Annotated in this window: 16 protein-coding genes, 1 tRNA gene and 1 pseudogene; 10 read left to right on the top strand and 8 right to left on the bottom strand. The window is 58.9% G+C overall.

Going from position 1 to position 14,604, the window contains the following annotated elements; all coding sequences use genetic code 11:
• Positions 1-25: 25 nt before the first annotated feature.
• The 9 genes and pseudogenes from K0H47_RS04795 to K0H47_RS04835 form a co-directional block, all read left to right on the top strand.
• Positions 26-301: pseudogene (locus tag K0H47_RS04795) on the top strand (phosphotransferase); the annotation flags it as partial.
• Positions 302-463: 162 nt separating this feature from the next.
• Positions 464-1,342, top strand: a complete 879-nt coding sequence (aguB, locus tag K0H47_RS04800; RefSeq protein ID WP_093202809.1) for an N-carbamoylputrescine amidase — start codon at positions 464-466, stop codon at positions 1,340-1,342.
• Between the two features lie 6 nt (positions 1,343-1,348).
• Positions 1,349-2,455 (top strand): agmatine deiminase, encoded by a 1,107-nt coding sequence (gene aguA, locus K0H47_RS04805; protein ID WP_177025829.1) that lies wholly within the window; start codon positions 1,349-1,351, stop codon positions 2,453-2,455.
• A 243-nt stretch (positions 2,456-2,698) separates the two neighbouring features.
• Positions 2,699-2,911, top strand: a complete 213-nt coding sequence (locus K0H47_RS04810; protein WP_017478139.1) for a hypothetical protein — start codon at positions 2,699-2,701, stop codon at positions 2,909-2,911.
• Positions 2,912-3,024: 113 nt separating this feature from the next.
• Positions 3,025-3,732 carry a DsbA family protein gene (locus K0H47_RS04815; RefSeq protein ID WP_063033567.1) on the top strand — a complete coding sequence of 236 codons (708 nt, stop codon included), beginning with the start codon at positions 3,025-3,027 and terminating at the stop codon, positions 3,730-3,732.
• Positions 3,733-4,004: 272 nt separating this feature from the next.
• Complete coding sequence (locus K0H47_RS04820) at positions 4,005-5,300, top strand: OprD family porin (protein WP_177025830.1); 1,296 nt, start codon at positions 4,005-4,007, stop codon at positions 5,298-5,300.
• 201 nt (positions 5,301-5,501) lie between these two features.
• Positions 5,502-5,717 carry a 4-oxalocrotonate tautomerase family protein gene (locus K0H47_RS04825; protein ID WP_003218111.1) on the top strand — a complete coding sequence of 72 codons (216 nt, stop codon included), beginning with the start codon at positions 5,502-5,504 and terminating at the stop codon, positions 5,715-5,717.
• On the top strand, positions 5,714-6,364 hold the full coding sequence (locus K0H47_RS04830; RefSeq protein ID WP_219272080.1) for a DsbA family oxidoreductase: 651 nt from the start codon (positions 5,714-5,716) through the stop codon (positions 6,362-6,364). The genes K0H47_RS04825 and K0H47_RS04830 overlap by 4 nt, the downstream gene beginning before the upstream one ends.
• 31 nt (positions 6,365-6,395) lie before the next feature.
• Positions 6,396-7,106 carry an SDR family NAD(P)-dependent oxidoreductase gene (locus K0H47_RS04835; RefSeq protein ID WP_219272081.1) on the top strand — a complete coding sequence of 237 codons (711 nt, stop codon included), beginning with the start codon at positions 6,396-6,398 and terminating at the stop codon, positions 7,104-7,106.
• Positions 7,107-7,273: 167 nt separating this feature from the next.
• On the opposite strand, the gene K0H47_RS04840 is transcribed toward K0H47_RS04835, so the two are convergent.
• The 3 genes from K0H47_RS04840 to K0H47_RS04850 form a co-directional block, all read right to left on the bottom strand.
• Positions 7,274-7,555, bottom strand: coding sequence for a DUF3077 domain-containing protein (locus K0H47_RS04840; protein ID WP_219272083.1), 282 nt, complete (start codon positions 7,553-7,555; stop codon positions 7,274-7,276).
• 681 nt (positions 7,556-8,236) lie between these two features.
• Positions 8,237-8,312: transfer RNA gene (locus K0H47_RS04845), tRNA-Thr, on the bottom strand.
• A 168-nt stretch (positions 8,313-8,480) separates the two neighbouring features.
• A complete protein-coding gene (locus K0H47_RS04850) occupies positions 8,481-8,717 on the bottom strand; it encodes a DUF2790 domain-containing protein (protein WP_177025833.1) in 237 nt (78 codons plus the stop codon).
• A 370-nt stretch (positions 8,718-9,087) separates the two neighbouring features.
• On the opposite strand from K0H47_RS04850, the gene bcsQ reads away from it, so the two are divergent.
• Positions 9,088-10,029, top strand: a complete 942-nt coding sequence (bcsQ, locus tag K0H47_RS04855) for a cellulose biosynthesis protein BcsQ (RefSeq protein WP_219272085.1) — start codon at positions 9,088-9,090, stop codon at positions 10,027-10,029.
• 242 nt (positions 10,030-10,271) lie between these two features.
• Here bcsQ and K0H47_RS04860 read toward each other — a convergent pair whose 3' ends face one another.
• From K0H47_RS04860 to K0H47_RS04880, 5 genes are all read right to left on the bottom strand, one after another.
• On the bottom strand, positions 10,272-11,486 hold the full coding sequence (locus K0H47_RS04860; protein WP_219272087.1) for a methyltransferase: 1,215 nt from the start codon (positions 11,484-11,486) through the stop codon (positions 10,272-10,274).
• On the bottom strand, positions 11,467-12,156 hold the full coding sequence (locus K0H47_RS04865) for an ABC transporter permease (protein WP_063034087.1): 690 nt from the start codon (positions 12,154-12,156) through the stop codon (positions 11,467-11,469). Before K0H47_RS04865 ends, K0H47_RS04860 begins: the two co-directional genes overlap by 20 nt.
• A 38-nt stretch (positions 12,157-12,194) precedes the next feature.
• Complete coding sequence (locus K0H47_RS04870) at positions 12,195-12,890, bottom strand: ABC transporter permease (RefSeq protein WP_010169038.1); 696 nt, start codon at positions 12,888-12,890, stop codon at positions 12,195-12,197.
• A 73-nt stretch (positions 12,891-12,963) separates the two neighbouring features.
• Positions 12,964-13,716: an ABC transporter substrate-binding protein gene (locus K0H47_RS04875; protein ID WP_063033521.1), complete on the bottom strand. Its 753-nt coding sequence runs from the start codon at positions 13,714-13,716 to the stop codon at positions 12,964-12,966.
• Between the two features lie 13 nt (positions 13,717-13,729).
• Positions 13,730-14,503: an ABC transporter ATP-binding protein gene (locus K0H47_RS04880; RefSeq protein WP_017478155.1), complete on the bottom strand. Its 774-nt coding sequence runs from the start codon at positions 14,501-14,503 to the stop codon at positions 13,730-13,732.
• Positions 14,504-14,604 lie beyond the last annotated feature (101 nt).

The raw sequence follows: 14,604 nt of genomic DNA on the forward strand, positions 1-14,604 counted from the left end.
TGATAAAGACACCAGGGGTCGTCACATGTTGCTCGCCACGTTGATTCATCGTGCCGGTCAGCCATGCCCGCACGTCGGGCCGGGGTCTGCAGCACGGTTACTTGAGCAGCATTACGGCCTCGGTGGGGCGTTGCAGTCCCTCGGCTGCCGGCAAGACCTCAACTACCGAATTGACAGCGACCGGGGCCGCTTTGTGCTGAAAATCTGTCGGAGCAATTACGCGGCCGTCGAGTTGCAGGCCCAGCACGCGGCCCTCAAGCATCTGAGGGAACAGTCGGATGTACGGGGGCTCAAGGTGATCTCATATGTTGGCAAAGGTTCTGGAGGAGCGGCTGTAACAATAAACTCGATTGTTATCGGTAAACTTTGAACATTTTTCGATAAGCGGATATTTATTAGCTTCAAAAGCCGATTTTTATCCGCTATAAAGGCGTCCACTTGCCCGCCGTCGAGGAGATGATTCATGAGCCGTATCGTTACCGTTGCCGCGACCCAGATGGCCTGCTCCTGGGACCTTGAAGCCAATCTCGAGACCGCTGAAAGGCTGGTGCGTGAGGCCGCCGCCAAGGGCGCGCAGATCATCCTGATCCAGGAGCTGTTCGAGGCGCCGTACTTCTGCCAGAAGCCGAACCCGGACTACCTGCAACTGGCGACCACGGTTGAAGATAACATCGCGATCAAGCACTTCCGGAAAGTCGCCCGGGAACTGCAGGTGGTGCTGCCCATCAGTTTCTATGAACTGGCCGGCCGCGCGCGTTTCAACAGCATCGCGATCATCGATGCCGACGGCTCCAACCTCGGGATTTATCGGAAAAGCCACATCCCGGACGGCCCGGGCTACCATGAAAAGTATTACTTCAACCCAGGTGACACCGGCTTCAAGGTGTGGAATACCCGCTACGCGAAGATCGGCGTGGGCATCTGCTGGGACCAGTGGTTCCCGGAAGCCGCCCGCAGCATGGCGCTGCAAGGCGCGGAAATCCTGTTCTACCCGACCGCCATCGGCAGCGAGCCCCACGACAAGACAATTTCGTCCCGCGCCCACTGGCAGCGGGTACAGCAAGGCCATGCCGGTGCCAACCTGATGCCGCTGGTCGCCAGCAACCGCATCGGCAATGAAGAGCAGGACGGCTACGACATCACCTTCTATGGCTCGTCATTTATCGCCAACCAGTTCGGCGAAAAAGTTGCAGAACTCAACGAAACCGAAGAGGGCATCCTGGTGCACCACTTCGACCTCGATGAGCTTGAACACATCCGCAGCGCCTGGGGTTCGTTCCGCGACCGCCGTCCGAACCTGTATGGTGCGCTTAAAACCCTCGACGGTTCCCTGGAGTCCTGAATCGCCATGACCACTTTGCACAGCACCCCCCGCGCCGACGGCTTCTACATGCCTGCCGAATGGGCGCCACAGACCCAAACCTGGATGATCTGGCCCGAGCGTCCGGACAACTGGCGCCTGGGCGGCAAGCCAGCGCAAGCCGCCCACGTGGCGGTGGCCAAGGCCATTGCACGCTTTGAGCCGGTGACCGTAGCGGTCTCGGCCGGCCAGTACGAAAATGCCCGGGCGCGCCTGGACGTGCCGAATATCCGCCTAGTGGAAATGTCCAGCGACGACGCCTGGGTACGTGATACCGGGCCGACCTTTGTGATCAACAACACCGGCGAAGTGCGTGGCGTGAACTGGGATTTCAACGCCTGGGGCGGCTTCGACGGCGGCCTGTATTCGCCGTGGAACCGCGACTCCCAGGTGGGCGGCAAGATCCTCGAGATCGAACGCAGCCCGCGTTACCGCACCGAGGGTTTTGTGCTGGAAGGCGGTTCGATCCACGTCGACGGCGAAGGCACCCTGATCACCACCGAAGAATGCCTGCTCAACCGCAATCGCAACCCGCACCTTCAGCGTGAGGAAATCGAAGCGGTACTCAGCGCCAATCTGGCGGTGGATAAGATCATCTGGCTGCCGGATGGCCTGTTCAACGACGAAACCGACGGGCATGTGGATAACTTCTGCTGCTACGTGCGCCCGGGCGAAGTGTTGCTCGCCTGGACCGACGACCCGCAAGACCCGAACTACGCACGCTGCCATGCCGCCATGGACGTGCTGCAAAGCAGCACCGACGCCCAGGGCCGCTCGTTCACAGTGCATAAAATGCCGATCCCGGGGCCGCTGTACGCCACCGAGGAAGAATGCGCCGGTGTCGACCCGGTAGACGGCACCCAAGAACGCAATCCCACGGTGCGGTTGGCGGGTTCCTACGTCAACTTCCTGATCGTCAACGGCGGCATCATCGCGCCGAGCTTCGATGACCCGCTGGACAGCCGCGCCAGGGAGATCCTGCAGAGCCTGTTCCCGCAGCACGAAGTGGTGATGGTGCCGGGCCGCGAACTGTTACTGGGGGGCGGCAATATCCACTGCCTGACCCAGCAACAGCCGGCCCCGCACAAAAACTGAGTGCACTTGTAACAGCCTGATGCCGGGTTGAACGGCAATCGAGCGCGCTACGGTATGCGCGCTCACACCAAGCCCACGGCCCGTCAGGTTCGTGGGCTTTTTTGTGTCCAGGTCCCCACAAACCGGGCACATTGGCATAGCTCTTGTATCGCTGTTGGGACATAGAGCACGGTGTATGACTAAGCGGTTCTGTCATAAACCTTGAGTAAGTTAGCCGCTCAAGCAGTCGGAGAGAGCGCTGAAATGAATGCCGATATCAACCTGATGTACACGCGCACGTTCCACCCTTTGCGGGTGAACGGTGACGCGATTCATGCGCTGGCGCTCTGGTTGAAGGAAAACGGTTCGAGGCAGATCAGGACGCCCGACCCGCGCCGGGTGATGAGCGAACGGTACCCGGTGGGGTTGTTCAGCGAGGATGAAGTGCAGGCGTTGTGTGAGTTGATGCAAGACTGAAGAGGAGAGGGATATTCGACCGATTCTCGAAACAGTCTGAAAGCCAATCCAGGGTTTTTCCTAACTGTGCGTGAGACTAATCTGGCGGGCATCAACGTCCATCGGAGCCCGTCATGTCGGCAGCCACGCTTCACTACATTTACGACCCGCTGTGCGGTTGGTGTTACGGCGCCGAGCCGCTGCTGAACGCCGCCCGTAGCGTGTTACCGATCCAGTTGCACGGCGGCGGGATGATGACCGGCGCCAATCGCCAATCCGTATCGCCACAGTTGCGTGACTACGTCATGCCTCATGACCGACGCATCGCCGAGTACACCGGGCAACCGTTTGGCGAGGCGTATTTCGAAGGCCTGCTGCGGGACCACGACGCGGTGTTCGACTCCGCCCCGCCGATCAGCGCCGTGCTGACCGCAGAAAAAATCACAGGTCGAGGCCTTGAACTGCTGGCACGTTTGCAAACGGCCCACTACGTCGAAGGTCGCCGAATCGCCGATCACGACGTGCTGCTGACCCTGGCCGAATCCATCGGTTTGGATCCCCGGGCCTTCAACGCCGCCTTCAATGAAATCCTGGGTGCTGAGACTCGCTCGCACATCAACGACAGCCGCCAATGGCTGGCAAAAATCGGTGGCCAGGGCTTTCCCACGTTGGCCTTGGAGCAGAATGGGCAGCTGCAATTGCTTGACATCAGCCCTTGGCTGGGTAAGCCCGAAGCCTTTTCTGAATGGCTGAGACAAAGAGTCGCAATTTCGATTCAACCCACTCAATCGAGTGCACCAATGTGTGGCCTGCAGGGGTGTGAAGATCCAAGAAGCGCTTGATAGAGCCTTGCGCGATGATGGCTATTTAATGTTTCTTAGACTTTTTTAGCCTAAATACAGAAGATTCACGAAATTGACACACAGTAAAGGGCGCGGATAGGATTCGCCCCAACGCCTGTGGCTAACCGCCATGACTTCTCCAATAAAAAAAGGCCCGCGGCATATTCAGTCGTCCGCGGGCCTTTTTTTATCTGGGAGAGTCGACACCAGAAAAGCAACACGGAGCCTGGTGTCACAGCGCGTACTCAACCAGTAATAAGGAATATAAGAAAATGTTGAAGCAACGGATGGGGCTGATCGCTCTGGGGATTTTGAGCGCTACGCAAGCAATGGCTGACGACCAATCCCAATCGAAGGGTTTTGTTGAAGACAGCCACCTGAACATCGCGGCACGCAACGCGTACATCAGCCGCGACTACAAAAACGGCAAGCAAGACAAAGCCGAATGGGGCCAGGGCTTCATCGGCAAGTTCGAGTCCGGCTTCACCCAAGGCACCGTCGGTGTGGGTGTGGACGTGATCGGTCAATACGCCATTCGCCTGGATGGTGGTAAAGGTCGCAGCGGCGCGGGTGGCATCAACTTCTTCAAGCAAGGCGACAGCGGCGAAGCGGCAAGCGACCTGGCCAAGGGCGGCGCAGCCGTCAAGGCGCGCATCTCCAACACCGTGATCAAATACGGTCAGCAGATGCCAGCCGTGCCGGTCCTGGAATACGACAACTCCCGTCTGTTGTCGGAAACCTACGAAGGTACTTCGATCGTTTCCAAAGAGATCGCTGGCCTGCAACTGGACGCTGGTCACTTCACCAAGCAAGCCCAGAAGGGTGCTGAAGGCAGCGACAGCGGCCATCTGAAAAGCATCAACTACATCGGTGGCAGCTACAAATTCACCGAAAGCCTGTCGGCTGCACTGTACGCCTCCGACATGGAAGACGTGCTGAAGAAACAATACGTCAACGTCAACTACGTGCTGGCCCTGCCAGAAAAACAATCGTTGACCTTCGACTTCAACGGCTACAAAACCAAGCTGGACAAGAGCTTCGCCCAGCTGACCCAAGGCGATGCTGACGCCCGTGACAACAACATCTGGAGCCTCGGCGCCACCTGGGCCGTTGGCCCGCACAGCTTCACCCTGGCCCACCAGCGCAGCACCGGTGACACCGGTTACCTGTACGGCGGCTATCGCAACAACACCAAGGACAGCGGCATCGGCGACGGTGGCAACACCATCCTGTTGGCCAACTCCTACTGGTCTGACTTCAACGGCAAGGACGAGCGCTCCTGGCAAGCAGGCTATGGCCTGGACTTCAGCGCCTTCGGCGTGCCTGGCCTGACCTACAACATCGCCTACGTGCGCGGCACCAACATTGACGACGGTTCCAACCGTGGCAATGGCACCGAGCGTGAGATCTTCAACCAGTTCAAATACGTGGTACAGAGCGGCCCGGCTAAAGACCTGAGCCTGCGTGCCCGTGCGTCGTGGTTGCGCGTTTCCAACAACGCCAGCAACTACAACGTGGGTGGTAACGAGATCCGCCTGTTCGCCGACTACCCAATCAACGTTTTCTAATTGATTCGGTGTCGTGCCTGATTCAAGGCAATAAAAAACCCCGACTGGTTCGGGGTTTTTTTACGCCTGCGATCCGGGCTATTGATTACATCACATCACTAATGAAGTACTCAGCCCCACCTTTATCCACTTCAAGCAACCTCATAAATTGGCCTCACTGCCTGCCCACCACACCGATGGGCAAGTCACTGGAGCCTTGTCATGCCATTTGTCAGCGTACGTATCACCCGCGACGGCGTCACCTCGGAGCAGAAAGCCCAGGTCATTGCCGAAATCACCGAAACCCTCGAGCGCGTCCTTAACAAACGCCCCGACCTGACCCACATCGTCATCGAGGAAGTCGACACCGATAACTGGGGCTACGCCGGTATCACCACTACCCAGTACCGCAAGCAGCTCGCGGAAAATCCGTCATGAGCACGCCCGTCACCATCGACTTCATCTCCGACGTGGTCTGCCCATGGTGCGCCCTGGGCGCCACTGCCCTGGAACAAGCCATCGACAACCTGGCGGGCGAAGTGAAGGTTGAACTGACCTTCAAACCCTTCGAACTCAACCCCGACATGCCGGCCGAAGGTGAAAACGCCGTCGCCCACATGATGCGCAAATACGGGCGCAGCGCTGAAGAAGTCGCCAGCGGGAAAAGAATGCTGATGGAGCGCGGCGATGCCATCGGCTTCACCTTCGACCTGGAAAAACGCAGCCACTTCTACAACACCTTCGACGCTCATCGGTTGCTGTTTTGGGCGTTGCAGCAAGGGCGGCAGATCGAGCTGAAAAAGGCGCTGCTGCATGGGTATTTCACCGATGGCCAAAACGTCAGCGACCACGAAACCCTGGCCCGTTTAGCCGCCGAAGCCGGGCTGGAAATCGAAGGCGCACGACGGGTGCTGGGCTCTGCCGCCTACGGCAATGAAGTGCGCGAGCTTGAAGCGTTCTACCGCGAGCACGGCATCAACTCCGTACCGGCCATGGTCCTCAACGGCCGCCAGTTGGTCTCCGGGTCGCAATCCGTCAGTTACTACGAACAGATGCTGCGGGAAATGTCCGCCGTGGCTGCTTGAACCGTCCCCTTTTCTATATAGAGGTTTCATCATGAGCAATTCGAAAAAAGTCGTTGTGATCACCGGCGCATCCCAAGGCCTCGGCGCGGCTGCGGTCAAGGCTTACCGCGAGCTGGATTACCGCGTGGTTGCCACCTCCCGGTCGATCAAACCGTCGACGGATCCGGACATCCTCACCGTGGCCGGCGACATTGCTGACCCGACCACCGCCGAGCGCGTCATCCGCGAAGGCGTGGCGCGTTTTGGCCGCATCGACAGCCTGATCAACAACGCCGGCATCTTCGTCGCCAAGCCCTTCACCAGCTACACCCACGAAGACTACGTGAACGTCCTGGCCGTGAACCTCAACGGGTTCTTCTACATCACCCAACTGGCGATTACCGAGATGCTGAAACAGGGCGCCGGGCACATCGTCAACATCACCACCAGCCTGGTGGACCACGCGATTGATGGCGTGCCCTCGGTGCTGGCTTCGCTGACCAAAGGCGGGCTGAACTCGGCGACCAAATCGCTGGCGATTGAATACGCCAAGCGCGGGATTCGCGTGAACGCGGTGAGCCCAGGGATTATCAAGACGCCGATGCATGGGGAAGAGACCCATGCGGCGTTGGGTAGCCTGCATCCGGTTGGGCATATGGGGGAGGCGCGGGATATTGCGCAGGCGATTGTGTACCTGGAATCGGCAGGGTTTGTGACCGGGGAAATTCTGCATGTGGACGGTGGGCAGAGTGCTGGGCACTAAGCGATACGGCTGAATAAAAAACGCCCCGAACCGTGATGGTTCGGGGCGTTTTTGTGGGTGACGGCTTCAAGCCAGGCACTCTAGAACAAACAACAACGATCAAATGTGGGAGCCGGGCTTGCCCGCGATGGCGATGGCCCAGCCAACACACTCACAACCTGACACACCTACAGATTATTGCCCGGCGACTCCAACACCTTCACCACATCATCAATCACCGCCTTGCTCATCTGCTGCAGATAGTGCGAAGCCCAGGCGTATCGGTCCGTATCCCGAATCATCGCCGCATCCTCTGCCAACAGCTTGGCCACATGCAGCAAATCGGAAACGTGAGACAGCGCTTCGCTCAGGGAAACCCCGCTGTTAACGCGGAACAAAGGCTGATCAGAGTGAAACGAAAAAGGGGTAACGCCGAGGGTAGTGAAGCCAGACGGATTTGGAGCGTTCATCGGTAAAACTCCCATATCAAGTGAGAGCTACCACGTTCGTTCTCAGGCGAATGGGTGGCAGCTGTGCGCAGGCTGAGAACCGGAGATACAGGAACCCGGCAGACCCGAAGGTCTCCCACGCACAGCCGCCATTGCACGAAACTGCGGGCATAAAAAAACGCCTGCAAATCGTGATTGGTGGCGCTGTTGCGCCTGCATCATGTCGGGTTCTCAGGCCCGGTCGCTGAATTTGCAGCGACCGGAGGAGGGTAGCGTGGTGGTGGGGTGGGCGCAACAGGGGAAATAGTTGTTTGGTTTTGCTGCCGCAATGTTCGGTTTTGGGGATGGGAAGATGAGTCTGTCGCGTTTTCTCAGGAAGCGGAGCTTGAAGGGCTGGTGCGCCATTTCTACCGCCCGTTCCGGACGCAAAATCATGCTGCTCGTGCGGTATGCTTTTTTAAGCGTGAAGGGGCCGGATTTATTTATCGCTCTGCACGGTTCCGCCTAAACCCAAAATCTCGCATACAAAGATCGATGCGAGCGTGGTTACAGGAGTCGGGGCTTTCGAAAGGTTTGCAGAGGGGCGTGGGAGCAGGTAGGTGATCAGCAGGAAAGTAGTGAGGCTGCCAGATCAGGATCTGCGGTAAGAACACTCCCAGAAACAACAAAGCCCTCACATTTCTGCGAGGGCTTCGTTTTGTATGGTGCCGGCACCAGGAGTCGAACCCGGGACCTACTGATTACAAGTCAGTTGCTCTACCAACTGAGCTATACCGGCGTGTTAGGGCGACGATTATAGCGATTGGCAAGCTTCTGTAAACCCCTGAATTCTGACTATTTTTGCAGACACAGAGGTTTTCTAGCATCCAGCTCATTTTGACCACTGGGGATGGCTTCCTCAGCCCGAAGGCCATCCAGGGTCAGCCCGTAAAAGAATGTGTTCCGATCAGTTGCCTTCGTTACACGAATCCGCAAACTTCATGTACTCAAACACCTGCTTCTGCCCATGGGAATCCAGGTAGGTCATCCGCGCATTCACAACGCCGCATGCCGCGCCGCCATCGTCCACGGTCGACAGCACTTGTTGAATATCCACCTTGGGGCTGGCTTCGGCCTGGGCCGAAAGGGCGGCGATGTTGAGCAAGGCAAACAGGCAGCTGGCAATGAAGGTGTTCCGGTTCATGGTGGTGTCCTCTGGGGTTCAATAGGGTGTGTTGCGTTGGAGTCTATTGAGCGCCTGGGAGGTATCCGGCCTGTGTCACGCACCTCTGGGTTTTGCCTCGGTATGTATAGGAGGTAGATTTCATACAGCTTGTTACACGAGCGCAGCCATTAGAGGCATTTCAGACGTTTCGCGATCCGGCGACGACTAGTCATTTAATTGACTTTTTACCGTTCGTCGTAAAGATTTCTTCAGAAACACCAAAATAATGACACCTTCATTCCTTTGTCACAGAATGCGTACACAAAGGCGCCCACAAAAAGACCTGCGGTAAGCATCAGTACAGCTGACCTTTCACGTCTTTAAGATGCGTCGTGATGGAGTGTTGGCGATGAGCCGTACTGATGAACTTTTTGAGTTGTTTAATAAGACAACTGCCAATGATGTCCAGGGAATGGATTCGATGCTGCAATTCTTCGAAGACATGCCCATCGACGACAGCGCCAGTCTCAACATGGGCAGCGGCGCGTCGTTCCTCCGACATTCCCCCTGTGCCAACGAGCAGTCCGGCGAAGCCGCGACCATTCGTGCGAATGTGGTGGCGCTGGTGTCGGTCAATGGCGGCGTGGGCCGTAGCACCCTGGCCACGGCGCTGAGCAGCGGTTTGCAGCGCCTCGGGCGGCCGGTGGTGGCGCTGGACCTGGACCCGCAAAATGCCCTCTATCACCACTTTGGTCTGAGCCACAGCTTGCCCGGCATCGGGCGCACCAGCCTGCAGAACGAGCGCTGGAGCCAGATCCTTCATTCGGGCTTCGCCGGTTGCCAGGTGATCACTTTTGGCGAAACCGATATTCGCCAACAGGAAGACCTGCAGCGGTGGCTCAAGCAGGAACCGCAGTGGTTGGCGCAGCACCTCTCGGCCCTCGGTCTGAGCGAGCAGGATACAGTCATCATCGACACCCCGGCGGGCAACAACGTCTACCTGCATCAGGCACTGAACGTGGCCGATGTGGTGCTGGTCATCGCCCAGGCGGATGCGGCCTCCCTCGGCACTCTGGAGCAGATGGAGCAGTTGCTGGCGCCACACGTTGATCGTCAGCCGGCGCTGCGGTGCCACTTTGTGATCAACCAACTCGACGAGACTTCCGGCTTCAGCCTCGACATGGTCGAGGTGTTCAAGAAGCGCCTGGGTGAAAACCTGCTGGAAGTGGTGCACCGGGATTCGGCGATCAGCGAGGCTCTGGCCTTTGGCAGCGACCCGCTGGATGGCGACGCCGCAAGCATGGCCTGTGACGATATCAACGAGCTTTGCCGCCTGTTGATTACCCGCTGAAAAGACCGGGTTATGCCGCTAACGCCAGATGCTTATGCACAATCGATTGGTTTGACATGTCATGAAACCGCAATTTTGCGGAGCGGTTCTCAACACGCCGCAACTGCCTGTTTTGCGTGCGTTTTATTTTGTGAACAAAAAATGACCAGTCAGCATTTTGCCCTGTAAAGCTTGCAGGCAGGGCCTCTGTCAGAATTCCATCAACAGACTTATCCACAGGGCATGCTGCGACAAAATGCCCTTTAATTGCGCTCGGCGAGCAGCATCAGGTTGCGTGGGGTGAGCGGTGTTTCGCAGAAGCTGCCGACTTGAACCCTGTAACCGTTTTCTTCGAGAAACAATGCCCGGTCCAGTACCAGCCACATTTCCAGCGGGCGCCGAAACAGACCACGCACTAATTCCAGGTTTCGCACCAGGGCCAGGCGCCGCCAGCCTTGGGCTTCCAGTGCCGACCAATCCTGTTCACCTGTGGATAATCCCTTGAGTGCAGCCAGTTCGCGGCAGTAGTCGGCGAACGACTTGGCCAGCCAGCTCGCGGGCAGGGACGGAGTGGGCAGGTATTCGTCACTACTGCGCAGGTGCCGTTGCAGCACATCAAAACCCAAACGCCTGGCCATCGACGTATCTCGCTGCTGGCGTACGCGCGCGCCTGCGGTGACGGTTTCGCTCAGCGGCAGGCCGAGGTCCTCCACTGATAAACGGAGCGATGAAGCCTGGGCTGCGATCGACAGCGGCTGATATTCCTCAGCGCGAATGCGGTTGTAGCAGCAGGGCGCCACAGCCAGTTGCTGGCAACCGGCGGCGCTAGCCAACTGGAGCAGGCGCACATGCAGGTCGCCGCACGCGTGCAGGGCCACTGGGGTTTGATCACGGTTGATCTGCACGTCGGCCATCACGTCTTGCAGGTGATGGCTGACGGGCAATTGATGGCGTTCGCTGAGGACTTGCCCTGAAGCAATCAGGGCCGGGTCGTATTCCAGGCACGTCAGTTGCTGTCCGGGTTGCAGCAGGCGACGGCCGAGGTGGCCCTTGCCGGCGCACCAGTCGAGCCAGTGCTGGGGTGTTTTAGAAAATTGTAGGGCGGCGCCGAAGGCTTCTATCTGCTGCCATTTGCGGCCGGGAACATCGACGTTTAAGCGGTGGTGGGCGGCCGGTAGCGCAGTGGACGGTAAGTTATCCACAGCACCGAGACTCAGCGACTGGGCCGCCAGCTCGGGAAACGGCGCGGGCGCCGGCAGGTTATGAGGTTGGTTATGGCTGCTTTCCGCCTCAGCCAGCGAGCGTTGGCGCAGCCAGTTGGCCAGCTCGGGATGCTGCGCTTCCCAGGGCAATTGCAGGTGGGTAAAGGGCCGTGGTCGCCACAGCCCTTGATGCTCGGTGAGGAACGCGTCCAATGCCTGGAAGCGGGCGAGCAACGGCTCACCCGTCAACACGGCATCAGCGCCCTTGGCAGGCATCAACCCGCAACCAACGCTCCAGCAGCTTGAAGAAGCGCACCAGGGCGTAGGACATCAGCAGGTAGAACAACCCGGCAGCGAAGAAGATTTCCACCGGCAAGTAGGTGCGGGCAATGATCGTGCGGGCCATGCCGGTCAGTTCCAGCAAGGTCACGGTACTGGCCAGGGCGCTGGCCTTGAGCATCAGGATCACTTCGTTGCTGTAGGCCGGCAGGCCGATGCGCGCCGCACGTGGCAGGATGATATAGAACAGCGCCTTGGGCTTGGACATGCCCAGCGCCCGCGCCGCTTCGATTTCACCCGGCGGGATGGCCTGGATCGCGCCGCGCAGGATCTCGGCGATATAGGCGGCGGTGTGCAGGGTCATGGTGGCGGTGGCGCACCAGAACGGGTCCCGCAGGTACGGCCACATGAAGCTTTCACGCACGGCGTCGAACTGCGCCAGGCCGTAATACACCAGGAACAATTGCACCAGCAGCGGCGTGCCCCGGAAGAAAAAGATGTAGCAGTAGGGCAGGGTGCGCACGTACCACAGGCGCGAAGAACGCGCGATGCCCAACGGGATTGCCAGCAGCAGACCGGCGATCACGGCGATGGCCACCAGTTCCAGGGTCAGGGTCGCGCCCTGGGCCAACCGGGGCAGCCACTTGATGATGACGGCCCAGTTCAGGCCCAGGTCGAAATGCGACAGCCAGCTGTAGTCGCCACTCATTGCGTGCTCCTCGCAAAGCCGCGCGCGGCACGTTTTTCCAGGAAGTGCATGCCGGTCATCGCCAGGACGGTGAGGCCCAGGTACATGAAGGCCGCAACCATAAAGAAGGTGAAGGGCTGCTTGGTGACGGTCACGCCGATCTGCGCGTGGCGCATGATTTCTTCCAGGCCGATCACCGAGACCAGCGCGGTGTCCTTCATCAAAATCATGAACAGGTTGCCCAGTCCGGGCAGGGCGATGCGCCACATCTGCGGCATGATCAACCGGGTGAAGATCCGAAACTTCGACAGGCCCAGCGCGACACCGGCTTCACGGTGACCCTTGGGAATGGCGAGGATCGCGCCGCGGAAGACTTCCGTGGCGTAGGCGCCAAAGCACAGGCCCAGGGCGATAACACCGGCGGCAAAGGCACTGAGGGACAGGTCGGGGTTGCCGAAAAACTCCCCGAGGGAGCGCATCAGGTTGACCGTACCGAAGTAAATCAGCAGTACCCACAGCAGTTCCGGAATGCCGCGAACCAGGGTGGAGTAGGCGCCGCCAAGCCATTGCAGCGGCTTGTACGGGGATGTCTTGGCCAGGGCGCCGGCCAGGCCGAGCACCAGCCCGAGGCACAGGGCGGTGAGCGCCAGCTTGACGGTCATCAGCGCACCAGCGGCAAGCGCCGGGCCGAATCCGTAGAGGTCGAAATTCATGGTTTAGTCGTTTCGCAAGGCAAAGCTCAGGACCGGCGCACTCAAGCGAGCGCGCCGGGCAGGCCATTCAGGATCACTCGATACTGAAAGGGAAGTACTTGTCGTTGATCTTTTTGTAGGTGCCGTCGGCTTTGATTTCAGCCAGGGCTTTGTTCAAGCGCTCACGCAGTGGGTCGCCTTTACGTACGGCGATACCGATCTTGTCGCTCTCAACCACCGGGTCGCCCTTGAATTCGTAGGCGGAGCCGTCTTTGCTTTTCAGCCACTCGTACTGCACGTACTTGTCGGCGAGCATCCCGTCGAGGCGGCCGGAAGTCAGGTCGAGGTAGGCGTTTTCCTGGGTGTCGTAGAGCTTGGCGGTGGTGTCCGGCAGCTTGTCTTCCAGGTAGGTACCGGCCAGCGTCGCGCGCTGTGCACCGATGATCTTGCCCTTCAGGTAGTCCGCGTCGGTCTTGAAGTCCTTGGTGGCTTTAGGCGCGATGAACTGCAGCTTGTTGGAGTAGTACGGGTCGGTGAAGTCGACGGCCTGCTTGCGTTCATCGGTGATGGACAGCGAGGAGACCAGGAAGTCGAACTTCTTGGCGTTCAGGGCCGGGATGATGCCGTCCCAGTCCGAGACATACACTTCGCACTTCTCGACTTTCATCTTGGCGCACAGGGCGTCGCCGATGTCCTTGTCGAAGCCGACAACGTTGCCGCTGGCATCTTTATTGTTGAACGGCGGGTAGGCCGCTTCGATCCCCATTTTCAAGGTCTCGGCCATCGCCGTGGCGCTGAACGCCATCGAAACGGCGGCAGCCAGGAGGAATTTTTTATAGTTCTGCATGCATGTTGCTCCGTTAGCGGTTGCTGGACATGAATTGTTTGCAGCGCGCCGAAAGCGGGTTTTCAAACACCTGCTGTGGCGATCCTTGCTCTTCGACCAGGCCCTGGTGCAGGAACACCACTTCACTGGACACCTGGCGGGCGAAGCCCATTTCATGGGTGACCAGCAGCATGGTGCGGCCTTCTTCGGCCAGTGCGCGGATCACATTAAGTACTTCCTGAACCATTTCCGGGTCAAGGGCCGATGTCGGCTCGTCGAACAGGATGACTTTGGGCTGCATGGCCAGAGTGCGGGCGATCGCGGCGCGTTGCTGCTGGCCGCCGGACAGTTGCGCCGGGTAGGCGTGGCGCTTGTCGCTGATGCCGACCTTGGCCAGCAAGGCTTCGGCGATTTCGATGGCTTCGGCCTTGCTCTGGCCGAGCACCCGGCGCGGCGCCTCGATGATGTTGTCGAGGACGCTCATGTGCGGCCACAGGTTAAAGTTTTGAAACACAAAACCGATTTCGCTGCGCAGGCGGTTGATCTGTTTGCCGTCGGCGGCTACCAGCTCACCGTTTTTCGCGGCCTTGAGCTTGAGCTCTTCGCCAGCCACCAGGATTTGCCCCTGGTGCGGGTTTTCCAGGAGGTTGATGCAGCGCAGGAACGTGGACTTGCCGGAACCGGAGGAACCCAGGATCGAGATCACATCGCCGTCGCGGGCGGTCAGCGAGATACCTTTAAGCACCTCCAGCTCACCATAGCGTTTATGCAAGTTGCGGATTTCAAGCGCGGGCGTGGCCTCAGCCATGTGCGGTCCTCATTGTGTTCATTGCGCTCCTGCTATTGGCCCGCCTTCCTGGCGAGGCGCCAAGCTAGCATAGCGTTTGGATGACAGCCAACAGCCCTGCA

The organism is Pseudomonas sp. Xaverov 83 (assembly GCF_019352905.1).
GTDB classification, from domain to species: domain Bacteria; phylum Pseudomonadota; class Gammaproteobacteria; order Pseudomonadales; family Pseudomonadaceae; genus Aquipseudomonas; species Aquipseudomonas yamanorum.